This is a genomic window from Pseudomonas sp. P7548 (assembly GCF_013386585.1).
Taxonomy (GTDB): domain Bacteria; phylum Pseudomonadota; class Gammaproteobacteria; order Pseudomonadales; family Pseudomonadaceae; genus Aquipseudomonas.
In genome coordinates this window covers 20,827-41,971 of the sequence record NZ_JACARO010000085.1, presented here as the reverse complement: position 1 = coordinate 41,971, position 21,145 = coordinate 20,827, and the positions used below count along the sequence as shown (strand labels likewise).

The following is a 21,145-nucleotide window of genomic DNA, read 5'->3' as shown; positions in this document are numbered from 1 at the left end:
ATTAAGGGGCCTTGAAGACGATTTGCTGCACATCGACCTTTTTAGGGATCAGGCCGTTGGCGAAGAACAGGTCGGCGGTGCGTTGCTGGTTGGCGACGTCGACGGCTTGCAGCGGGCGGATCGGCGCGGGCGAGCGGTGTTCGAAGTAGCTGCGCACCACCGCCGGTGGCAGGCCCAGGGTCTTGGCCATCAGGGCGATGCTGTCGTCGGGCTGGTCGAGGGACAGGCGCTGCGCCTTGGCCAGGGTCTGGATAATCGTGGCGACGGCCTGCGGGTGCTGTTGAGCGAACGGGTGGTTAACCACAAAGAAACTCCCGGCCGGATTGAGGCCCTGGCCATCGCCCAGCACGCGGGCGGAACCGTCGACCACGGCGGCCGAGTAGTACGGGTCCCACACCACCCACGCGTCGACCTTGCCCTGCTCGAACGCGGCGCGCCCATCGGACGGCGACAGATACACCACGTTCACGTCTTTCCATTGCAGACCGGCGCGCAGCAGGCTTTTCAAGAACAGGTTGTGCGCACTGGAGCCCTTGAGCAGCGCCACGCGCTTGCCCTTGAGTTCGGCCACGCTCTGGATCGTGCTGGCCTTGGGCACCAGCACCGCTTCGGTCTTGCCTTCATTGGGCTCGACAGCGAAGTACTGCAAATCAATGCCAGCCGCCTGGGCGAAGATCGGCGGGATGTCGCCGATATTGCCGATGTCCAGGCTGCCGCCGTTCAACGCCTCGATCAGCGGCGGACCGCCGAGAAACTCGATCCACTGCACCTGGGTGCCGGGCAGCGCGGCTTCAAAGAGCTTGTGCTCACGGGCCAGCACCATGCTCACCGAGCTTTTCTGGTAGCCGATGCGCAAGGTGGCCGGGTCGGCCGCCAGCACGTGACCGGCGACCAGCGATAAAACGGCGGCAGCGAGGAATTTAAGCATCAGAGCGCCCCCTTGACCTTGGCCGCGACGTCCGCCGGCACCCACTGTTGCCAGACTTGTGGTTGTTCCTTGAGGAACGTCAACGCAACCTGGCGCGGTTGCTCACGCTTCTCGCTCATCTGCGCGAGGGTGCCGTTGAGCAGGTCGATCGGCAGGTCGACTTTCTCAAAGAACGTCACCAGTTGCGGGTACTGCGCCTTGAACGGCGCCGACACGCCAATCGCTAAATGCGCGGGCAACGAACGGGTGCCGATAGGGTGCGGGTTGTGGGCGTCGGCCAAGGTTTTCCAGGCTTCGGCGTTGAACGGCGGCTCTTCCAGCTTGATCAGCTTGAAACGGCCCAGTAGCGGCGTCGGCGACCAGTAGTAGAACAACACCGGCTTGCCACGACGGATCGAGGACGCCACCTCGGCGTCCAGCGCCGCACCGGAACCGGTGCGGAAGTTGACGAAGGTGTCGGTCAAGCCATAGGCCTTGAGCTTCTGGCTGTTGACGATCTCGGAGGTCCAGCCGGTGGGGCTGTTGAGGAAGCGCCCTTTGCTCGGGTCTTCGGGGTCACGGAACACGTCTTTGTAGCGCGCCAGGTCGGCCACTGACTTGAGGTCCGGCGCCAGCGGCTTGATACCCCGTTCGGCATCGCCCTTGATCACGTACTCGGGCACCCACCAGCCTTCGGTGGCGCCTTTGACGGTGTCGCCCAGGCCGAACACCTTGCCTTCGCTTTCGGCCTTGACCCACGCCGGACTGCGCCCGGCCCACTCTTCGCCGATCACTTGGATGTCGTCCTTGGCCAGGGCGGCTTCGAGGCTCACGGTGCTGCCGGGCAAGGTGTCGGTGGGCAGGCCGTAGCCTTTCTCGACGATCACGCGCAGCACTTCGGTAATCAAGCTGCCGCTTTCCCAGGTGATGTCACCGAAGTGGATCGGCTTGACCGCGTCGGCGGCGGGCGCGTGTTGGGCCACCAGGGCCAGGGCCAGTAGCGAGCCACCGAGCAGGTGTTTGATCTTTTTCATGTGTAGCCTCTTGGTGATTCGATTTCGAGAACAACGCAAAACCAGTGTGGGAGTGGGCTTGTGTGGGAGCGGGCTTGCTCGCGAATGCGGTGTGCCAGTCAATGCATCCGGTGACTGATCCACCGTCTTCGCGAGCAAGCCCGCTCCCACATTTGATCTCTGCGGTACTCAAGATCGGTTAAAAGTCATAACTGAGCCGCGTGTAGTAAAACGCCCCCTCCGGCGCGGTCGGCGACAGGTAGCTGTATTGCTGACCGGGCGTCTGGCGCAGGCGGGTGTTGAAGTCGTCGGGTTTGCTGTCGAACAGGTTGTTCACCCCCACCGAGACGCGCAGTTGCTTGGTGAACGCGTAGTTCACGTCCAGGTCGGTGGTCCATTGCGCACTGAAGGTCTGGTCGTATTGGGCGTTGGCTTCGGCAGCCGCGTATTTGCGGTATTTGCCGTAGCGGGTTTCGTTGAGGGCAATGGTCCACTGGCTGATCTTGTGCACCGCGCCGAACACCAGCTTGTCCTCGGGGTAGCCATGCTCGATAAAGCCACGGGCTTCGCGGGTCAGCACTTCGAAGCCGTTGGGGTTTTCGTGGACCTTCTCGATGGTGGTGCGGGCCTTGGTGTAGCCGGCCGACAGGTTCAGGTCGCCGAACTGCGCAAGGTCAATGTTGTACTTGCCGACGATGTCGACGCCCCGGGTGCGGGTGTCGGCGGCGTTGGTCATGAACTGCGCCCAGGAGTACTGGCCGTAGCCGGCATTGGTGAGGATCTGCTCGGCCAACGGCCCGGAAATACCGCCGCTGAACAACAGCCGGTCGCGGATCGAGATCTGGTAGGCGTCGACGGTCAACGAGGCGTGCTCAGTCGGTCGCAGCACCAGGCCCAACGAGTAGTTGGTGGATTTTTCCGGCTTGAGCGCCTGGGCGCCGAGGGCGCGGGCCGCAGGGTTGTCGGCCGGCAGCATGCGGGTCAGCACCGGGTTGCCGTTGACGTCCAGGTTGGTGGTGGTGGTCCACGACGTGCCGATCTGCCCCAGGCTCGGCGCGTGATACGCGTTGTTGACCGTCGCGCGCACGCCCACTTGCGGGGTGAAGTCATAGCGCGCCGACAGCTTGCCCGTGGTGGCCGAACCGAAATCCGAGTAGTGCTCGGTGCGCCCGGCCACGCCCACTTGCAGCTTGTCGGTGACCTGGTTTTCCAGGCCGAAATACACCCCGCCCACGTCGCGCTTGAAGGTACCGGCGTCATCCGGGGTCAGGCCCGAAGCCTGCACCGCGCCCACTTGCACGTTGTCGATACCGCCATAGGAGTAGGAGTCGTAGTCACCCGCCTCCAGGCGATATTGCTCATGCCGGTAGGCCACGCCGGCCGAGACGGTCAGCGGGTGGCTGGACCAGTTCACGTCCAGGTCCTTGGCGTAGTCGAGGGTGATGTTGGTCTGGTCGTTGATCAGGGTGGCGACGTTGAATTTGGTCGGGCTGTTGGCGCCGTAGCTCGGGTTGACGGTGTTGAAGGCCAGTTCATCGTGCTCGTCGCGGCCGTAAGTGGCGCTCAGGTCGAAGCGGCCGATGCTGTCATCTTCATAACGGGTGCCCACGGTGATGGCGCCGTCTTCATAGCGATAGCGGTATTTGGGGATCGTGCCGTTGGGGTAGATCGACGCCACGTTGTTAGGGCTGCTGGCCAGCAGCGGCGGCGTGTTGTTCACCGACGTGTCCTGGCCAAAGGTGGCGAAGCTGTAGAGGCGCCATTGATCGTTCAAGCCGATCTCGGCGTTGGCCGCCAGGTTGTATTTGTCACGCCCGGCACCGCCCCAGCGCGGGTCTTGCACCTGGCCGTCGGCCACGTACTTGTCGCCGATGTCGTCAGGCTTGTTGTTCAGGGTGTTGAAGCTCAGGGTCAGGAAGCCATCGCCCGGCAGGCCGATGCCGTACCAGCCGTCGGTGGTCTTGCTGAAGCCGTCGCCCTGGGCGTACTTGCCCAGTTGCGTGTTGATACCGCCGCCGCTGTCGCGCTCCTTGAGCACGATGTTGACCACGCCGGCCACTGCGTCGGAACCGTACTGTGCCGAGGCACCATCACGCAGCACTTCGACGTGGTCGATGGCGCTGATGGGGATCATGTCCAGGTCCACCGGCTGGGCACCAATGAACGGCACGCCCCCGGAAATATTCACCACCGCCGAGGTGTGCCGGCGCTTGCCGTTGATCAGCACCAGGGTCTGGTCAGGCGACAGGCCACGCAAGGACGCGCCCTTGGGGTCCTGGCCACGGGTGGCGCTGTTGTTCTGCGGAAAGTTGAACGAGGGCAGCAACTGGAACAGCGCCTGGTTGAGGCTGGTGGCGCCGGTCTGCTTGAGTTCTTCGGCGTTGATCACGTCCACCGGGGCGCTGCTGGTCAGGGCGGTGGCGTCACTGCGACGGGTGCCGATGGCGACCACGCGATCCAGGGTTGGCGCCTGCGCGGCGCTGGTCTGGGCCTTGACGCTGCTGGTGGCGTTTTTGCTCGCGCCTTCCTTGATGATGAAGGCGCCTTCCGGGCTGACCTGCACTTGCAGACCGGTGCCCTTGAGCGCGGCGTCGACGGCCTGATGGGCCGACAGCGAACCGTCCACGCTGGCCGAGGAATACTGGCCCAGTTGCGGGGTGAAGGAGATCACCTGGCCGCTCTGGCGGCTGATGTTCAGCAGCACTTCATCCAACGGGCCAGGGGCGATGTGATAGACCTGGCGCGTCTCTTCGGCACTGGCGGCAAACGCGAAAAACAGGCTGGCCAACGGCACCAGGGCAAAAGTTCGAAGCGGCACACGGTTGAACTGACTCACTTTGGCTCCCCCCAAGGAAACTCGAGAACGCTGCTCCCCGCAGCGCTTACGGGAGTGATGTGGGACAGCGAGGGGAAAACTTGCAGATCGTTTGGTTATGTCCTTAGAACCGGGTCCTGGCCTTAAACTGATCACCCATTCAATGCGGGAGCTGACTTGCCTGCGATGCAGACAACTCGGTACCACAGGCACACCGCGGGGATGCCATCGCAGGCAAGCCAGCTCCCACAGGGGGTCAGGCCGCACTGACGGTCACCCACAAGCCGGTGCGGCGCGTGATGTGAATCGGCAAGGTGCGCGCCAGGGTGTCGAGGATCTGCTGGGGATTGTCGAGACGGTACAGGCCGCTGACGCGCAGGCCAGCGACGCCGGGGTCCAGGCGCAGCACGCCGTTGTGATACGGGCGTAACGCCTCGATCACCTCGGCCAGCGGACGGTCGCGTACCTGCAGGAAACCATCGACCCACGCGGTCGCGGCGGAAGAACTGGCTTCAACAGGGCCAAAGCCCGTGGGGCCGTAGTGCACTTCATGGCCGGCCGCCAGTTGCAGGCGCTCGCCGTCCTGGCGGTCGATCTGCACCGCACCGTTAAGCGCAACGACCTGGCCCTGCCCTTCCCGCTCACGCACCAGAAAGCGATTGCCATAGGCGTGCAGGCGCGCGTGGTCAGTCTGGATCTGAAACGGTCGATTGCGGTCGCTGGCAACCTTGGCGAGTAACTCCCCTTCACGCAGGCGCACCAGGCGCCGTTGCGAATCAAACTGGATATCCGCCGCGCTTTGCGCGTTCAACAGTAATTCGCTGCCATCCGCCAGGGTGACGGTGCGGCGCTCGCCGGTGCCGGTGCGGATATCGGCCGTCAGCTCCGACAAGCCCATGGGCTTGGCCAGCAGCGCTGCGCCGATTGCCACGCCAGCACCGGCCAACGCGACCTGCAACACCTGACGCCGACTGGAAGGCGCGTCCAGCGCCTGCTGCAACACTTTGCCGCTCACCCCCTGGGCCAGGGGAATCTGGAACACCCCCAAACGTGTCTCCAGTTGCTGACACAGTGCTTCGTGGCGCGGGTCACTGGCGCGCCACTGGTGATAACGCTGCCAATCCGCCGCCGTGGCCTGGCCTGAACGCAACAGTACATACCAGTGCGTGGCAGTGTCGATCAGCTCATCGTTCATTCCAGGCACAGCCGCAGGCAACGGTTGAGGGCGCGGGCCATGTAGTCGCTCACGGAACGCTGGGAAATACCCAACTCGGCCGCGATTTCCGGGTAGGTCAGGCCATTGAGTTGCGATAACAAAAAGGTCGCCTTGACCTTGGCCGGCAAGCCGTCAAGCAAGTGGTCGATGGCCTGCAGGGCTTCGAGCATTTGCGCCAGGTCTTCCGGCGAGGGTGCGGTAGAGGTTTCGTCGTTGTCGAGGGCATCGAGGTAGGCGCGTTCCAGGTCACGACGACGCCACAGCTGGTACATCAGGCGCTGGGCAATGGTGGTCAGCAAGGCGCGGGGTTGCCGGATCGGCACCACCCCCGGAGAACTCAAGAGTTGGACAAAGGTATCGGCGGCGATGTCTTCGGCGTGCGCACGGGAGTCGAGATGACGGTGCAAACGGCTGCACAGCCAGTCGTAATGACTGCGGAACAATCCGCCCACGTAATCGCTGTGAGAAGTGTCGGCGCCGGACATAGTGGCTCCATTTGAGTAGGTTGCGCGTTATGTCCGGTGTTCCGGTGGAGCGATCCTAGCAAGGCTGCTTATTCTTTAATAATATTTAAAAGGTATTTTTATATAACCTTATTGAAGCACCGAGTAACCAGCACTGGCGGCTTGCTGTTGATAGTCCAGCAGGACCTGATAGTCGTCTTCGCTGGCCGGAAGCACTGCCTGCACGCCCAGGGTTTCAACCACTTGCGGCAAATCCTGCAGCGCCTGGTTCATCGCCTGGCGAATCGTGGTGACCTGCTCATCGCTCAAGCTCAGCGGGCCGATGTAAGGCAAGGTCGGGCTGGGCGCGCTGCGGCTGACGAGGCGCAGCCCCGCCACTTCGTGCGGGGCGAAACGGGCCAGGTAGTCGTAGGTCACGCTGTCGATGGCGGCGAGGTCGGCGCGGTTTTCCCGTAGCCAGCGCAGGCTCTCGCGGTGCGCGCCGCTGACGCCGACGCTGGCGAAGAAGCGGCCATCGCGCTGCAACGGCGCGAGGCGTTCGCGCAGCAGGTTCATGCCGCTGTTGGAATCATGGCCATTGATCACGCCCCGGCTGTCGTAGAACTGCGCCAGGGTGGTACGCGAGTTGTCGTCGCGGGTCAGCAGCAGGCTGCAATGTTCGCCGCCACTGCTGTGGGGCAGTTCGTAGCGCGGGCGGCCGATGATGCGGACCTGGCCGCGCAACTGGGTCATCAGCGGGTAGCCGCAGGTTTGCGTGACGAGCAGTTCGGGGGCGAGCCACAGGCCGTGCAGGTCGAGGTGGTCGGCGTTGCGGCGGCTGAGGCCGAGCCGTTCAAGAATACGCGCCAGCCACTGCTGGTTGGCCTGGTGTATGTGATCCGGCGCAACGTACATCAGCAGCTCGGCGTAGTGCTCACTCATGGTCTTCTCTCACGCAAAAGGGTGCCGGGGGCTGTCGATGGCCTTGAGGCCGTGGCGGCTGATCAACTGGCCATAGCCTTGCACCAGAAACCCACCACTGCGCGCCACCCACTGCTCGCGGCGCGCACGGTACACGGTGGGCAGCAAATACCAGGGCAGTTTCGGCAAGTCGTGGTGCACCAGGTGCAGGTTGTTGTTGAGGAACAGCCAGGTCCACGGCCAGGACGCTTCGTTGAGCACGGTGCGCTGTTCCGGTTGCGGGTGCGGGCGGTGCTCATAGTAGGAACGGATCGACGCCAGGGACAAGGCCGGCACACTGACCAGCAGCAGGTAGTGCAGCACCGACAAGGTGCTGTAATGGGCGATAAAGCTGAGCATTAGTACGGTGACGGCGCCATGGCACAGCCACATCGGCCATACCTGCGGCAGGCGCTGCCACTCATGGCGGGCCAGTCGGCCAATCGCCAACGGAGCGGCCAACAGGAAACGGCCGAGCACGGTCTTGGTCAGCCAGTGCACACCGCGCTCGAACAGCGAGCTGCTGTCCCACTGGGCTTGCCTGAGGTAACGGCTTTCCGGGTCGATGCCCGGCAGCGTGAGGTCTTCGTCGTTGTGGTGCAGCAGGTGGCTGTCGCGGTACAGGGTGTAGGGGTACCACACGGCAAACGGGGCGTAACCGAGCAGTTTGTTCACGAACAGCGAACGGGTGGGATGGCCATGGAGCAGTTCGTGTTGCACCGACAGCCACAGCGTCACCAGCGGGACCAGCAACAAGGTGCTCAACCACAGGCCCAGCCAATGGCTGGCGAACATCACGCTGAACCAGCCGGCATAGACGCCGATGATCAGCAGCCAGGTCGGCCATTCGGTGCGTACGGTAAAGCGTTGCGCCAGGGCTTCGATTTCCCGGCGTTGGGTCAGATCAAGGTAGTTGGCCATCGGCAGCTCAGAGCAGGTGTTTCCTGCTCTGTGCAGCGAGGCCGGAAAATCTTGCAGATCATTTGGTTCTAAGCTTGGAACTCAATGGCCGAACAAGCCGGTTTCGGATTTCTTGGCTTTCTTGTCGGCGCGTTTTTCATCGGCGGTCTTGGCCGGTTTCTTCTTCGCGGCTTTTTTTGAATCCATACCTTTGGCCATGATACGTACTCCACGTGCAGGGGATGTAGCACTGGGTATACCACCTATTGGGCGGCAGAAGGCGCTTATAATCCCCGCCCCTTCATCACGCCACTTGAACACCATGCCTGAATTGACCCTGGAACTGCTGGCAGAGCCGCTGTGGCCGCTGCTGAACAAGTTTTATCGCAGCCACGACTCGTCGATGAAAGCCCTCAAGGGCGGGCGTTTGTGGGTGGCACGAGACGGCGAGATTGTCGCCGGGCTGTGCCTGACCCCGGTGGTCGGCGGGCAGTGGCTGACCGGTGTGTTCGTGGCCCCCGCCTATCGCGGCCAGGGCCTGGCGGCGCGCTTGATCCGCCAAGCGGTGGCGTCGAGTGAAGGCACGGTGTGGCTGCTGTGCCATCCGGACCTTGAGGGGCTTTATCAGCGCATGGGGTTCAGCCAGGAAACGCTATTGCCTCAGTCCTTGAGCGAACGGCTGGTGCGCTACAAGCGCAACAAGCCGATGATCGCCATGGGCTTAGAACCGTTGGTGAGGTCGACCTTCGATAATGTGTGATCGGCTGGTGGAGGGCCCATGCTAGCCTCGACGGCACAGTGGCCCCATACAGGACGATCATGAACAAGACGCTTGCAGCCCTCTCCCTCACCGCCCTCCTCGCCCCAGCCATGAGCCACGCGGCCGATACGCCGATCAGCGCCCAGCAATACGCCAGCGTGCTCGCCGGTTCCTGGCGCGACCCGGCCAACAGCGCCCGTGACGGTTATCGCCACCCGCAGCAGACCCTGGAGTTCTTTGGCCTGGGCGCCAAGCAGACGGTGATCGAAATCACCCCGGGTGGCGGTTGGTACAGCGAAGTGCTGGCGCCGCTGCTCAAGGACCACGGGCATTACATCGCCGCCGTGCAGGCGGCGAGCGTCAGCACCTATGCGCGTACGTCCGAAGAGAACCTGAAGAAGAAATTCGCCGCCGCCCCGGCGCAGTACGCCAAGGCCCAAGTGGTGGAGTTCGATCCCAAGGCGCCGGTGTTCGGCAAGCCGGCGTCGGCCGATGCCGTGCTGACCTTTCGCAATGTGCATAACTGGGTAGAAGCCGGCACCGCGCCAGCCACCTTCAGTGCGTTCTATCAGGTGCTGAAGCCGGGTGGCGTGCTGGGTGTGGAAGACCATCGGGCCAAGGACGGGGCGGACCTGGAAGCCATCAAGGACAGCGGTTACCTGACCACCGCCCAGGTGGTGAAGCTGGCCACCGATGCCGGGTTCAAGCTGGCAGGGCAAAGCGAAGTGAATGCCAACCCGAAGGACACCAAGGACTATGCCGGTGGCGTGTGGACCTTGCCGCCGACGTTGCGGTTGGGTGAGCAGGACAAGGCCAGGTATGTGGCGATTGGCGAGTCGGACCGGATGACGTTGCGGTTTGTTAAACCCGCCAAATAATCAGACTGAACACAAAACCAATGTGGGAGCGGGCTTGCTCGCTCCCACATTTTGACCTCATTGGGTCTGAAAGCTAGTCGTCGGCAGTAGGGTCCATGTCGGGGAACATCACTTCGATAAAGCCGAACTTGCTGAAGTCGGTGATCCGCGACGGGTACAGCCGGCCGATCAGATGATCGCACTCATGCTGCACCACCCGCGCATGAAAACCGTCGGCCACGCGCACAATCGGCTCGCCCTTGGGGTCGAAGCCTTCGTAGCGAATCTGCTGATAGCGGTTCACGGCGCCGCGCAGCCCCGGCACGGACAGGCAACCTTCGTAACCCTCTTCCAGCACCGGGCTCAGCGGCGTGATCAATGGGTTGATCAGGATAGTCTGCGGCACCGGAGGCGCGTCCGGGTAACGCTCGCTGGCGTCGAAACCAAAGATCACCAGCTGTAAATCAACACCGATCTGCGGTGCGGCCAGGCCGACGCCGCCCACGTGTTCCATGGTCTGGAACATGTCATCGATCAATTGCCACAGCTCGGGGCTGTCGAACATTTCCGGGGGGACCGGTGGCGCGATGCGCAGCAGGCGCTCGTCGCCCATTTTCAGGATTTCACGGATCATCGATCAGACTTCATCGGTAGTGGGCTTGGAGTGGTCACGGCCGAGGCCTGAGACGTGTTGTTTTTCATCCGTGGCGCTGTGCTCATCAAAATCCTTCTCGCCGGGGTCCTTGCCTTCGACCGACATGTGTTCGATCACGGCATTCATCTCCGCGCCGAGCAGCAGCACGGCGGCAGAAATATAGAAGTACAGGAGCAGGACGATGATCGCACCGATACTGCCATACATGGCGTTGTAGTCGGCGAAGGTTTTGACGTAGTAGCCAAAGCCCAGGGAAGCGATGATCCACACCACCACCGCCAGCACCGAGCCTGGGGTGATAAAGCGGAATTTCTGTTTTACGTCGGGCATCACGTAGTACATCAGGGCCACGGCGAACATCAGCAAGATCACGATCAACGGCCAGCGCAGGATGGTCCACAGGGTGACGACAAATTCCTGCATGCCGATCTGCCCGGCCAGCCATTCCATCACCTGCGGGCCCAGCACCATCAGCGCGGCGGCGGCCAGCAACATGCCGGCGATGCCGACCGTGTAGAAGATCGACAGCGGGAAGCGCTTCCAGATCGGCCGGCCTTCGACCACATCGTAGGCGGCGTTCATCGCGCTCATCATCAGGCGCACGCCCGCTGAGGCGGTCCACAGGGCGATGACGATACCCACCGAGAGCAGGCCGCCCTTGGATTGCTGCAACTGGTCGATCACCGGGTTGACCTGCTCCAGGGCCTGGGGTGGCAATACCAGCTCCGACTGCATGCGCAGCCAGGTGAAGAAGTCCGGCAGGTGCAGGAAACCGATCAGGGCAATCAGGAACAGCAGGAAGGGAAACAGGGAGAACAGCATCTGGTAGGCCAGTGCCGAGGCGTAGGTGGGCATCTCGTCATCAACGAACTCTTTGACGGTGCGCACCAGCACCTTGTGAAGCTTGAGGCCGTCTAATACCGGAAAAATCATAGCGTCTCCTTTCGCCGCAAAGAGGATGAGGTCGTGGGCGACTCAGGGGCCGTTTTCTACATCAAGGTAGCCTATTTGGCGACCTTGAAACAATTTCGAAACTTTAGCGGCAACAGATGACATAAAAACGGCCATCCGTGGATGGCCGTTCGGGCTGCTTGAAAGCACACTTATTTGGTGGCTTTTTTTACAGCGTCCTTGGTGTCGCCAATCGCTTTTTCGACTTGGCCTTTCTTTTCCTGCACCACGCCTTCAGCGCGCAGTTTGTCGTTGCCGGTGACCTTGCCGACGCCTTGCTTGATGTTGCCGACGGCTTCGTCTTTCAAACCTTTTGCCTTATCCGCTGTGCTGCCCATGGTATTTCTCCAGAAGAACAATCAAGGGTTTTGGTCATTACCTAGAGATTGACCCGAGGCCGTTCGGCAGAGTTTCAATTATTTTCAGGGGGCATTTCATCGCCAGCCGCAGGTTTGGCTTTATGTTTTGCAGCCAACCCACGAGAATGCCCGGCACATTCAGGCTATAACGCTGAATAACAGATCCCGTAGGAAGGTTATGAAACTCAATAAAGCACAGGCCATCGCCCGCAGAAACACCGAACTGGGCGGTGCCGTACTCGGCGTCAACAACTGCCATTTCACCGACCTGGACCGCAAGCGCAACATCTGGTGGTTTGACCTGCCGGTGGGCCGCATTGCGATCGGCCAGTACGAGTGGATCCATCTGTTGATGCACAACGCCGAGACCGACCAGTTGCTGCACCTGAAGGTGCCGACGGTGTTCCTGCGCGAGAAGCTCGAAGGCCTTGTGGTGCGCAATGCGGGCAAGCGCAAACCGGAGATCACCCTGGAGCTGAGCGCGGACAAGGATTCGTTCCTCAAGGACGTACGCCCGGCTGGCGCGGGCATCAGCTTCGCGCAATTTTCCCTGTAAAAACTCGGTCAAAAAACGGTGGGAGCTGGCTTGCCTGCGATAGCGGTGTACCAGCCAGCCCAACAGTGACTGAAGAATCGCAATCGCAGGCAAGCCAGCTCCCACATGGGATTGCATTCCAATCCAATCATGGGAATCAGCAGGCCATAAAAAACCCCGCATCAGCGGGGTTTTTTAGGGGTTACTTTTTAAGGCCGAGCTTCTTCAGCTCTTCATCACGCAACTCACGGCGCAGGATCTTGCCCACGTTGGTGGTCGGCAATGCATCGCGGAATTCCACGGCTTTCGGCACTTTGTAACCGGTGAGGTTGGCGCGCATGTGCTCCATCACCTGGTCCTTGGTGAGCGTCGCGCCCGGCTTGACCACGATGAAGATCTTGATGTGTTCCCCGGACTTCTCGTCCGGCACACCGATGGCCGCGCATTGCAGCACGCCCGGCAGGCCAGCCAGCACGTCTTCCAGTTCGTTGGGGTACACGTTGAAACCGGAGACCAGGATCATGTCCTTCTTGCGGTCGACAATGCGCATGTAGCCGTCTTGCTGGATAAGCGCGATATCACCGGTCTTCAACCAGCCTTCACTGTCGAGAATTTCGGCGGTGGCGTCTTCACGCTGCCAGTAGCCCTTCATCACCTGCGGGCCCTTGATGCACAGCTCGCCGATCTCGCCCAAAGGCAACTCGCTGCCGTCGTCGGCAATGACCTTGCACAGGGTCGACGGCACAGGAATGCCGATGGTGCCGATCTGGGTGTACTGGATCGGGTTGACGGTGGCCACCGGGCTGGTCTCGGTCATGCCGTAACCTTCGCAGATGCCGCAGCCGGTCACGTCTTTCCAGCGCTCGGCGGCTGCCAGTTGCAGGGCCATGCCGCCAGACAGGGTGACTTTCAATGCCGAGAAATCCAGCTTGCGGAACGCCTCGTTGTTGCACAGCGCCACGAACAGGGTGTTCAGGCCGACAAAGCCGCTGAACTTCCACTTGGACAGTTCCTTGACCATCGCCGGCAGGTCGCGCGGGTTGCTGATCAGGATGTTGTGGTTGCCGATCAGCATCATCGCCATGCAATGAAAGGTGAACGCATAGATGTGGTACAGCGGCAGCGGCGTGATCAGGATCTCGCAGCCCTCGTTGAGGTTGGAGCCCATCAGCGCCTTGCACTGCAACATGTTGGCGACGAGGTTGCGATGGGTAAGCATCGCGCCCTTGGCCACGCCGGTGGTGCCACCGGTGTATTGCAACACGGCCACATCGCTGCTGGCCGGGCTGGCATCGCTGACCGGTTGGCCGTGCCCCTTGGCCAGCACGTCGTTGAACTTGATCGCCTTCGGCAGGTGGTAGGCCGGGACCATCTTCTTCACGTACTTGATGACGCTGTTGATCAGCAGGCGCTTGAGCGGCGGCAACAGGTCGGCGACTTCGGTGACGATCACGTGCTTGACGGAGGTCTTGGGCACGACCTTTTCCGCCAGGTGGGCCATGTTGGCCAGGCACACCAGGGCCTTGGCGCCGGAGTCGTTGAATTGGTGTTCCATTTCCCGCGCGGTGTACAGCGGGTTGGTGTTGACCACGATCAGACCGGCACGGATGGCACCGAACACAGCGACCGGGTATTGCAGGACGTTGGGCAGTTGCACGGCGATGCGATCACCGGGCTTCAAGTCGGTGTGCTGTTGCAGGTACGCGGCGAAGGCGCCGGACAATTCGTACAACTCACCGTAGGTGATGGTCTTGCCCAGGTTGCTGAAAGCCGGTTTGTTGGCGAAGCGCTGGCAGGACTGCTTCAGTACCGCCTGAATATTCGGATACTCGTCTGGATTGATGTCTGCAGCAATCCCGGCGGGGTACTTATCCTTCCAAAAGTCTTCGTTCATGGAAGCCCACTCCTCAGCGACGTCAGCGACGCGAATTCATCATCGCATTTGATGCGATTATTATTGGTGTATGTTTTTTTAGGTGAATCTGGCGCTTTCAAGCAGGCCTAGACGTCACAAAGCGCGCCGAGAGTAGCAGCTTTGCCAAGGGCCGCCTAGAGCCAAAGGAGGGCCCTACAGTCATAATCACGACTGTCCTACAATATTTGGTCACACTTTAAACCAGGGCAGAATCCCCCAGGAAAAGGCTCTGGAATGGGCTTTACAGATCAACAAATAACAATGTGGGAGCTGGCTTGCCTGCGATGGCGGTCTGTCAGTCAATACATCCTGTGACTGATACACCGCCATCGCAGGCAAGCCAGCTCCCACAATTTTTACCCTATTTCAAATCAAGCGATGTCGCGAAGCTCACGTCGCAGAATTTTCCCCACCGGCGTCATCGGCAACGACTCGCGCAACACGATGTGTTTAGGCACTTTGTACCCCGTGAAGTTGGCCTTGCAGTACGCCTTCAACTCTTCAAGGCTCACCCCTTGGGTGCGCGCCACCACAAACAGTTTGACCGCTTCGCCAGTGCGTTCATCCGGCACGCCGATCACTGCGCAGTTGGCCACGGCCGGGTGCGCCATCACCACGTCTTCGATCTCGTTGGGGTACACGTTGAAGCCCGAAACGATGATCAGGTCTTTCTTGCGGTCGACGATGCTCACAAAGCCATCAGTGTCGATCACCGCGATGTCGCCGGTCTTGAGCCAACCCTCGGCGTCCAGGGTCTCGGCGGTGGCGACCGGTTGCTGCCAGTAACCTTTCATCACCTGCGGGCCCTTGATGCACAACTCGCCCCGCTCGCCCAACGGCAATTCGCGGCCTTCATCATCGATGACCTTCATCGCCGTGCCCGGCACCGGAATGCCCACGGTGCCCAGTCGCGACCTGCTGCCATACGGGTTGGTGCTCGCCACGGGCGAGGTCTCCGTGAGGCCGTAGCCTTCGCCGATGGAACAGCCGGTGAGTGCCTTCCAGCGCTCGGCCGTGGCCTTGACCAGTGCGGTGCCACCGGAGTTGGTGATCTTCAGGTGAGAGAAATCCAGGGTCTTGAAGTCCGGGTGGTCCATCAGCGCCACAAACAACGTGTTCAAGCCCAGCAGGCAGGAGAACCGCCACTTCTTCAGCTCCTTGATGAAGCCACCGATGTCCCGCGGGTTGGTGATCAGCACGTTGTGGTTGCCGGTCACCATCATGCACATGCAGTTCGCCGTGAATGCATAGATGTGGTACAGCGGCAGCGGCGCGATCATCACCTCCTGCCCTTCCCGCACCAGCGGCTGGCCGTCGTCAGAGACCTGGGACATGCACGCCCGCACCTGCTGCATGTTGGCCACCAGGTTGCCATGGGTGAGCATCGCGCCCTTGGCCAGGCCGGTGGTGCCCCCGGTGTATTGCAGCACGGCGATGTCATCCAGCGTCACCGGATGGCGAGTCACGCCCAGGCCCGCGCCCATGCGCAGCGCACGCTTGAACGACACGGCCCGTGGCAGGCTGTAGGCCGGCACCATCTTCTTCACCTTGTCGACCACGGTGTTGATCAGCCAGCCTTTGGCGGCAGGCATGAAGTCGCCCATCTTGGCTTCGATCAGGTAGTCGATCTCGGTGTCGGCGCAGACTTCCTGCACCCGCGAGCCGAACAGGTTGAGGTAGACCAGCGCACGCACGCCGGCATCCTTGAACTGATGGCGCATCTCCCGTGGGGTGTACAGCGGGTTGGTGTTGACCACGATCAGCCCGGCGCGCAAGGCACCGAACACGGCAATTGGGTAATGCAGCACGTTGGGCATCTGCACCGCGATGCGCTCGCCGGGCTTGAGGTCGGTGTGCTGCTGCAGGTAACCGGCGAACGCCGCACTCTGGCGCTCAAGCTCGGCGTAGGTCAGGGTGATGCCCATGTTGCTGAATGCCGGACGGTCGGCAAAGGCCTTGCAGGAACGCTCGAACACTTCGATCACTGACTTGTAGGACGTCAGGTCGATGTCATTGGGAACGCCCGCCGCGCGTTTGTCATTCCAGAAATCAGGTTGCATTATTCTTGTCCTCTTACCTGAGTGTGTCCGACCGCTGCCGCTGTAAAAACAGGCGGCTATAAAAAGCGGAGCTTTGGGGACGTTAGCAGCTATGGCCAAACAGGCAAATACGCCAAACCGTGTCATTGATTGTATGAATCTTGCCCCTGAGGCGTAGGCTGATACCCAAGTCCCTGGCAGATGAGCTATACACTGCATCGAACCTGAGCAAAGGAAGCGCCATGAACCACAGCACCTTCTGGCTGACCGCGAATGACCGCAGCCGCCTGTACGTCAATCAATGGCTACCGGACGGCCCGGCCAAGGCGATGGTCATGCTGTCCCACGGCATGGCCGAGCACAGCGGCCGCTATGGGCGCCTGGCCGAGGCGCTGTGTGGCGCGGGCTACGGGCTGTACGCACTGGACCAGCGCGGCCACGGCCGCACGGCGGACGAAGGCACGCTCGGGCTGTTCGCCGAGCACGACGGCTGGAACAAGGTGGTGGGCGACCTGGCCAGCCTGAACCAGCACATTGCGCACCAGCAGCCGGGGCTGCCGATCATCCTGCTGGGCCACAGCATGGGCAGCTATATCGCCCAGGCCTACCTGCTGCACCACAGCGCCAGCTTGAGTGGGGCGATTCTCAGCGGCTCGAATTTCCAACCGGTGGCGCTGTACCGTGCGGCGCGGGTGATTGCGCGCATCGAGCGCGCGCGCCAGGGTTTGCGCGGGCGCAGTGCGTTGATCGACTTCCTGTCGTTCGGCTCCTTCAACAAGGCATTCAAACCCAACCGCACGGCCTTCGACTGGCTCAGCCGCGACCCGGCCGAAGTCGACAAGTACATCCATGACCCGCTGTGTGGCTTTCGTTGCACCAACCAGCTGTGGATCGACCTGCTGGGCGGCTTGCAGCAGATCAGCAAGGCGTCCAACCTCGCTCAGATCGACCCGGGCCTGCCAATCCTGGTCACGGGCGGCGAATGTGATCCGGTGAGCGAGGGCAAGCGTCTCAAAGATCTGGCCCACGCCTTGCGCGAGGCCGGCTGCCAAAACCTGCAATTGACGATCTACCCGCAGGCGCGACATGAAGTGTTCAATGAAACCAACCGCGACGAAGTCACAGCGGATGTGCTGACGTGGCTCGACCAGGCCCTGACCCTGCACAGGCCGGCCCGCTGCGAATAACTTTCCTTTAAAATCAGCCGATAATCACCGATTAGCCACAGGATGTACCTTTAGATGACTCAGGTTACCAACACCCCGTACGAAGCCCTCGAAGTCGGCCAGACTGCCAGCTTCAGCAAGACCGTCGAGGAGCGCGATATCCAGCTGTTCGCCGCCATGTCCGGCGATCACAACCCGGTGCACCTGGATGCCGAGTACGCCAAGGCCACCATGTTCAAGGAGCGTATCGCCCACGGCATGTTCAGTGGCGCCCTGATCAGCGCCGCTGTGGCCTGCGAGTTGCCTGGACCGGGCACCATCTACATCGGCCAGCAGATGAGCTTCCAGAAGCCGGTGAAGATCGGCGACACCTTGACCGTGCGCCTGGAAATCCTCGAGAAGCTGCCCAAGTTCCGTGTGCGCATTGCCACCCGTGTGTTCAACCAGTGCGATGAGCTGGTGGTGGATGGCGAGGCCGAGATCCTGGCGCCGCGCAAGCAGCAAGTGGTTGAGCTGACCGAGTTGCCGCCGATCAGCATTGGCTGATCTCAGTCTCGAAAACTGCACAATACAAATGTGGGAGCGGGCTTGCCCGCGAAAGCGGTGGATCAGTCACCTATCAGTCGACTGACACTCCGCCTTCGCGAGCAAGCCCGCTCCCACATTTGCTACAGCGCAGGGCTTACGACTGAGCGCGAGCCTGGTTACGCAGGGCTTTCACCTGGTCGTGATTGCGCTGTGCACCGTGGAACTGGCGCTCTACCAGGTCACGAATCCCCAACAGGTTGTGCTTGTTGATCTTCTCGATCGCTTCTTTATAAGCCTTCAACGCATGGTCTTCACCGCGCTCGGCTTCGTTCAGCACCGCCTCTTCATCTTTACCAGTGACCAACGATTTCACGTCGACCCAGCCACGGTGCAACGCGCCGGCCACACTGCCTGACTCTTCCGGATCACCACCCAAGGCGCGCACTGCAGTTTGCAGCTCGGCAGCCGCAGTTGCGCAATCAGCGGAGCGCTTGACGAACAACGCCTTGAGCTCTGGATGCTTGATGTCTTCAGCACAGGTCGCGAAACCTTTCTGGCCGTCTTTGCTGGTCTCGATCAGGTCATTGAGTACGGAGATCGATTCTTTGTTGATGTCAGTCATTTTTCAATTCCTTGTGCGGGTTGAGAAGGTTGTCTTAATGATTGCAGCGCCCGTGCCAGGTTTCTGAAAACAACTTTTCTATTATTTTTCAACAAGTTACGAATTATTGAACCATCTGTATGTACGTTATTTGCATGATCTGTCAATTGGCCTTCATGCAGAATGCCTGTATTTTCCAAGGCCTCGACTCACGCGCCTGAAGCCTTATGAATCCCGAAAAACTTGAACTGCTGATCACCCGCGAAATGCCCTTCGGCAAGTACAAGGGACGGATCATCGCCGACCTGCCCGGGCCTTACTTGAACTGGTTTGCCCGTGAAGGTTTCCCCCACGGCGAGCTGGGTGGTTTGCTGGCATTGATGCAGGAAATCGACAGCAACGGCCTGTCCGAACTGCTGGAGCCGCTGCGCGTAAAACACGGTAAACCCGCCCCTCGCCATTAAGAGCCTCGCCATGCCAAGGAATGCTGATAACGAACACCACTGGCAGACCATCGCCGGAAATTACGAACTGGAGCCTGGCCCGATCAACCTGGAAAACGGTTATTTCGGACGCATGAGCCGTGTGGTCCGGGCGCAGTACCTGGAGCACGTTGCGTTCATCAACCGCAGCAATTCGCTGTACGTGCGCCAGCGCTTCGAGCAGGGCGAAAATGTCGAGATCCGGCGCCAACTGGCCGAGCTGATCAGCGTTGATCCGGAGTCCGTTGCCTTTACCCGTAACGCCACCGAAGCCTTGCAGTCGCTGATCCGCAACTACAACCGCCTGCAACCGGGCGACCAAGTGTTGATCAGCGACCTGGAGTACGACACGGTCAAAGGCGCGATGCGCTGGTTGGCGGGTGTTCGTGGTGTGGAAGTGATCGAACTGTCCCACACACACCCGGCCAGTTTCGACAGCCTGGTGCAGACTTATCGCGAGGCGTTCGCTCAGTACCCTCGCCTCAAGCTGATGGCCCTGACCCACGTGACCCACCGCACCGGGCTGGTAATGCCAGTCGAAGCCATTGCCAAGGCCGCCCGTGAGCACGGTATCGATGTGATCCTCGACGGCGCCCATGCCCTGGGCCAGATCGAGTTCAACCTGGCGGAGCTTGGCATCCAGTTCGCCGGCTTCAACCTGCACAAATGGATCGGCGCGCCGCTGACCCTGGGCTTTCTCTATATAGCCCCGGAGCGCCTGGCCGACATCGACCCGGACATGGGCGAGTTTCACTACCCGATGACCGATGTGCGCGCACGGACCTCCTACAGCACCCCCAACTTTCCCGCGCTGATGACCTTGCCGTTGGTGTTTGAAGAACATCGCGCGCTGGGCGGCTCGGCAGCCAAGGGTGCACGGGTGAATTACCTGCGGGATTTGTGGGTGAGCCAGGTGCGGCCGTTGGCGGGGATCGAGGTGCTGACGTCGGACGATCCTCGGCTGTATTGCGGGATCACGGCCTTCAAGTTCGTCGGACGGGACCAGCAGGCCATGGCCGACCGCTTGCTCAAGGACTACAACCTGTTTACCACCACCCGCGTAGGGGCGGCGTTTGGGACCTGTATTCGGGTGACACCGGGGCTGGTCACCTCGGCGGCGGATATCAATGCCCTGGTCAACGCCATTACCGAGCTGACCCCCCACTAAACTTGTGGGAGCTGGCTTGCCTGCGATAACGGTACATCAGTCACACCGTACTTTCTGACCCACCGCTATCGCAGGCAAGCCAGCTCCCACCGTTGACCATCGGAGTTCTTGGGTTTTTCTGCGGGCAAAAAAAAGCGGTACACCGACCAAGTGCACCGCAAAAATGCCGTTAAGCACAGCAACAACGATTCGATAAATCAGATCAGTCCAGCAGCGCCAGCGCCTGGGCAGTGACTTCCTGGATGCGGGCCCAGTCGCCGTTCTTGACCCACTCCGGGTCCAGCATCCAGCTACCGCCCACGCACATCACGTTTTTCAACGCCATGTAGCTCTTGATATTGGCCGGGCCGACGCCGCCGGTTGGGCAGAATTTGACTTCGCCAAACGGGCCGCCGAGGGCCTTGATCGCAGCCACGCCGCCGCTGACTTCAGCCGGGAACAGCTTGAAGCGGCGATAGCCCAGGCCATAACCTTCCATGATGCCCGAGGCATTGCTGATGCCCGGCAGCAGCGGGATCGGGCTGTGCACCGAAGCTTCCAGCAGGTCGCGGGTAATGCCGGGGGTGACGATGAACTGCGAACCCGCCACTTCTGCGGCCTCGAGCATGTGGCGATCCAGCACGGTGCCAGCACCGGTGCACAGTTCAGGGCGTTGCTCGCGCAGGACTTGAATGGCCTTGAGGCCGAACTCGGAACGCAGGGTCACTTCCAATGCGGTCAAGCCACCGGCTGCCAGGGCATCGGCCAGTGGCAGGATGTCTTGTTCGCGGGCGATGGTGATCACCGGCAGGATCCGCGCCTTGGCGCAGAGGCTGTCGATCAGGGCAACTTTGTCCGCCATGGACACGGTCGGTTGAGGGCTGTTCATAGCGGCT

21 protein-coding genes are annotated in these 21,145 nt (G+C 61.2%); 7 read left to right on the top strand and 14 right to left on the bottom strand.

Annotated features, from left to right (window positions below):
* Position 1: 1 nt before the first annotated feature.
* From HX803_RS27530 to HX803_RS27500, 7 genes are all read right to left on the bottom strand, one after another.
* Entirely contained in the window at positions 2-928 is a 927-nt protein-coding gene (locus tag HX803_RS27530; RefSeq protein WP_178925133.1) for an aliphatic sulfonate ABC transporter substrate-binding protein, read from the bottom strand.
* Positions 928-1,941 carry an ABC transporter substrate-binding protein gene (locus tag HX803_RS27525; RefSeq protein WP_178925132.1) on the bottom strand — a complete coding sequence of 338 codons (1,014 nt, stop codon included), beginning with the start codon at positions 1,939-1,941 and terminating at the stop codon, positions 928-930. Before HX803_RS27525 ends, HX803_RS27530 begins: the two co-directional genes overlap by 1 nt.
* 178 nt (positions 1,942-2,119) lie before the next feature.
* A complete protein-coding gene (locus tag HX803_RS27520; RefSeq protein ID WP_178925130.1) occupies positions 2,120-4,756 on the bottom strand; it encodes a TonB-dependent receptor in 2,637 nt (878 codons plus the stop codon).
* Between the two features lie 235 nt (positions 4,757-4,991).
* Positions 4,992-5,930, bottom strand: a complete 939-nt coding sequence (locus HX803_RS27515; protein ID WP_178925128.1) for a FecR domain-containing protein — start codon at positions 5,928-5,930, stop codon at positions 4,992-4,994.
* A complete protein-coding gene (locus tag HX803_RS27510; protein WP_178925126.1) occupies positions 5,927-6,436 on the bottom strand; it encodes a sigma-70 family RNA polymerase sigma factor in 510 nt (169 codons plus the stop codon). The genes HX803_RS27515 and HX803_RS27510 overlap by 4 nt, the downstream gene beginning before the upstream one ends.
* A 108-nt stretch (positions 6,437-6,544) precedes the next feature.
* Complete coding sequence (locus HX803_RS27505; protein WP_178925124.1) at positions 6,545-7,336, bottom strand: phosphate/phosphite/phosphonate ABC transporter substrate-binding protein; 792 nt, start codon at positions 7,334-7,336, stop codon at positions 6,545-6,547.
* A 9-nt stretch (positions 7,337-7,345) separates the two neighbouring features.
* Complete coding sequence (locus tag HX803_RS27500) at positions 7,346-8,275, bottom strand: fatty acid desaturase (RefSeq protein WP_178925122.1); 930 nt, start codon at positions 8,273-8,275, stop codon at positions 7,346-7,348.
* 301 nt (positions 8,276-8,576) lie between these two features.
* On the opposite strand from HX803_RS27500, the gene HX803_RS27495 reads away from it, so the two are divergent.
* Positions 8,577-9,014, top strand: a complete 438-nt coding sequence (locus HX803_RS27495) for a GNAT family N-acetyltransferase (RefSeq protein ID WP_178925120.1) — start codon at positions 8,577-8,579, stop codon at positions 9,012-9,014.
* Positions 9,015-9,073: 59 nt separating this feature from the next.
* The gene (locus HX803_RS27490; RefSeq protein ID WP_178925118.1) at positions 9,074-9,892 is read left to right on the top strand and encodes a class I SAM-dependent methyltransferase; all 819 of its coding nucleotides are present in this window, start codon (positions 9,074-9,076) and stop codon (positions 9,890-9,892) included.
* A gap of 73 nt (positions 9,893-9,965) precedes the next feature.
* Here the strand turns inward: HX803_RS27490 and def are convergent, their stop codons facing one another.
* The 3 genes from def to HX803_RS27475 all read right to left on the bottom strand — a co-directional run bounded on the left by def (position 9,966) and on the right by HX803_RS27475 (position 11,815).
* On the bottom strand, positions 9,966-10,505 hold the full coding sequence (gene def, locus HX803_RS27485) for a peptide deformylase (RefSeq protein WP_178925116.1): 540 nt from the start codon (positions 10,503-10,505) through the stop codon (positions 9,966-9,968).
* 3 nt (positions 10,506-10,508) lie between these two features.
* Positions 10,509-11,459, bottom strand: coding sequence for a YihY/virulence factor BrkB family protein (locus HX803_RS27480; RefSeq protein ID WP_178925114.1), 951 nt, complete (start codon positions 11,457-11,459; stop codon positions 10,509-10,511).
* 170 nt (positions 11,460-11,629) lie between these two features.
* Positions 11,630-11,815: a CsbD family protein gene (locus HX803_RS27475; protein WP_176994235.1), complete on the bottom strand. Its 186-nt coding sequence runs from the start codon at positions 11,813-11,815 to the stop codon at positions 11,630-11,632.
* 199 nt (positions 11,816-12,014) lie between these two features.
* Between HX803_RS27475 and HX803_RS27470 the strand changes: the two genes are divergently transcribed.
* Complete coding sequence (locus HX803_RS27470; protein WP_178925112.1) at positions 12,015-12,392, top strand: hypothetical protein; 378 nt, start codon at positions 12,015-12,017, stop codon at positions 12,390-12,392.
* 181 nt (positions 12,393-12,573) lie between these two features.
* On the opposite strand, the gene fadD1 is transcribed toward HX803_RS27470, so the two are convergent.
* Both fadD1 and fadD2 read right to left on the bottom strand, forming a co-directional pair.
* Entirely contained in the window at positions 12,574-14,265 is a 1,692-nt protein-coding gene (gene fadD1 / locus HX803_RS27465) for a long-chain-fatty-acid--CoA ligase FadD1 (RefSeq protein WP_178925110.1), read from the bottom strand.
* A gap of 392 nt (positions 14,266-14,657) precedes the next feature.
* Positions 14,658-16,346 carry a long-chain-fatty-acid--CoA ligase FadD2 gene (gene fadD2 / locus HX803_RS27460; protein WP_178925108.1) on the bottom strand — a complete coding sequence of 563 codons (1,689 nt, stop codon included), beginning with the start codon at positions 16,344-16,346 and terminating at the stop codon, positions 14,658-14,660.
* A 221-nt stretch (positions 16,347-16,567) separates the two neighbouring features.
* On the opposite strand from fadD2, the gene HX803_RS27455 reads away from it, so the two are divergent.
* Positions 16,568-17,512: an alpha/beta hydrolase gene (locus tag HX803_RS27455; protein ID WP_178925106.1), complete on the top strand. Its 945-nt coding sequence runs from the start codon at positions 16,568-16,570 to the stop codon at positions 17,510-17,512.
* Positions 17,513-17,566: 54 nt separating this feature from the next.
* A complete protein-coding gene (locus tag HX803_RS27450; protein ID WP_178925104.1) occupies positions 17,567-18,037 on the top strand; it encodes a MaoC family dehydratase in 471 nt (156 codons plus the stop codon).
* 136 nt (positions 18,038-18,173) lie between these two features.
* Here HX803_RS27450 and HX803_RS27445 read toward each other — a convergent pair whose 3' ends face one another.
* Positions 18,174-18,641 carry a PA2169 family four-helix-bundle protein gene (locus HX803_RS27445; protein ID WP_025858443.1) on the bottom strand — a complete coding sequence of 156 codons (468 nt, stop codon included), beginning with the start codon at positions 18,639-18,641 and terminating at the stop codon, positions 18,174-18,176.
* Between the two features lie 206 nt (positions 18,642-18,847).
* Here HX803_RS27445 and HX803_RS27440 point away from each other — a divergent pair, with 206 nt between their 5' ends.
* Entirely contained in the window at positions 18,848-19,084 is a 237-nt protein-coding gene (locus tag HX803_RS27440) for a DUF3820 family protein (protein ID WP_176994242.1), read from the top strand.
* 10 nt (positions 19,085-19,094) lie between these two features.
* The gene (locus HX803_RS27435; protein ID WP_178925102.1) at positions 19,095-20,270 is read left to right on the top strand and encodes an aminotransferase class V-fold PLP-dependent enzyme; all 1,176 of its coding nucleotides are present in this window, start codon (positions 19,095-19,097) and stop codon (positions 20,268-20,270) included.
* A gap of 202 nt (positions 20,271-20,472) precedes the next feature.
* Here the strand turns inward: HX803_RS27435 and HX803_RS27430 are convergent, their stop codons facing one another.
* The gene (locus HX803_RS27430; RefSeq protein WP_176994244.1) at positions 20,473-21,138 is read right to left on the bottom strand and encodes a bifunctional 4-hydroxy-2-oxoglutarate aldolase/2-dehydro-3-deoxy-phosphogluconate aldolase; all 666 of its coding nucleotides are present in this window, start codon (positions 21,136-21,138) and stop codon (positions 20,473-20,475) included.
* Positions 21,139-21,145 lie beyond the last annotated feature (7 nt).

Excerpts from the sequence above, each read along its gene's own strand:
- HX803_RS27530 (WP_178925133.1), bottom strand. The coding sequence starts at position 928 with ATGCTTAAATTCCTCGCTGCCGCCGTTTTATCGCTGGTCGCCGGTCAC.
- HX803_RS27525 (WP_178925132.1), bottom strand. The coding sequence starts at position 1,941 with ATGAAAAAGATCAAACACCTGCTCGGTGGCTCGCTACTGGCCCTGGCC.
- HX803_RS27515 (WP_178925128.1), bottom strand. The coding sequence starts at position 5,930 with ATGAACGATGAGCTGATCGACACTGCCACGCACTGGTATGTACTGTTG.
- HX803_RS27510 (WP_178925126.1), bottom strand. The coding sequence starts at position 6,436 with ATGTCCGGCGCCGACACTTCTCACAGCGATTACGTGGGCGGATTGTTC.
- HX803_RS27505 (WP_178925124.1), bottom strand. The coding sequence starts at position 7,336 with ATGAGTGAGCACTACGCCGAGCTGCTGATGTACGTTGCGCCGGATCAC.
- HX803_RS27500 (WP_178925122.1), bottom strand. The coding sequence starts at position 8,275 with ATGGCCAACTACCTTGATCTGACCCAACGCCGGGAAATCGAAGCCCTG.
- HX803_RS27495 (WP_178925120.1), top strand. The coding sequence starts at position 8,577 with ATGCCTGAATTGACCCTGGAACTGCTGGCAGAGCCGCTGTGGCCGCTG.
- HX803_RS27490 (WP_178925118.1), top strand. The coding sequence starts at position 9,074 with ATGAACAAGACGCTTGCAGCCCTCTCCCTCACCGCCCTCCTCGCCCCA.
- def (WP_178925116.1), bottom strand. The coding sequence starts at position 10,505 with ATGATCCGTGAAATCCTGAAAATGGGCGACGAGCGCCTGCTGCGCATC.
- HX803_RS27480 (WP_178925114.1), bottom strand. The coding sequence starts at position 11,459 with ATGATTTTTCCGGTATTAGACGGCCTCAAGCTTCACAAGGTGCTGGTG.
- HX803_RS27475 (WP_176994235.1), bottom strand. The coding sequence starts at position 11,815 with ATGGGCAGCACAGCGGATAAGGCAAAAGGTTTGAAAGACGAAGCCGTC.
- HX803_RS27470 (WP_178925112.1), top strand. The coding sequence starts at position 12,015 with ATGAAACTCAATAAAGCACAGGCCATCGCCCGCAGAAACACCGAACTG.
- fadD1 (WP_178925110.1), bottom strand. The coding sequence starts at position 14,265 with ATGAACGAAGACTTTTGGAAGGATAAGTACCCCGCCGGGATTGCTGCA.
- fadD2 (WP_178925108.1), bottom strand. The coding sequence starts at position 16,346 with ATGCAACCTGATTTCTGGAATGACAAACGCGCGGCGGGCGTTCCCAAT.
- HX803_RS27455 (WP_178925106.1), top strand. The coding sequence starts at position 16,568 with ATGAACCACAGCACCTTCTGGCTGACCGCGAATGACCGCAGCCGCCTG.
- HX803_RS27450 (WP_178925104.1), top strand. The coding sequence starts at position 17,567 with ATGACTCAGGTTACCAACACCCCGTACGAAGCCCTCGAAGTCGGCCAG.
- HX803_RS27445 (WP_025858443.1), bottom strand. The coding sequence starts at position 18,641 with ATGACTGACATCAACAAAGAATCGATCTCCGTACTCAATGACCTGATC.
- HX803_RS27440 (WP_176994242.1), top strand. The coding sequence starts at position 18,848 with ATGAATCCCGAAAAACTTGAACTGCTGATCACCCGCGAAATGCCCTTC.
- HX803_RS27435 (WP_178925102.1), top strand. The coding sequence starts at position 19,095 with ATGCCAAGGAATGCTGATAACGAACACCACTGGCAGACCATCGCCGGA.
- HX803_RS27430 (WP_176994244.1), bottom strand. The coding sequence starts at position 21,138 with ATGAACAGCCCTCAACCGACCGTGTCCATGGCGGACAAAGTTGCCCTG.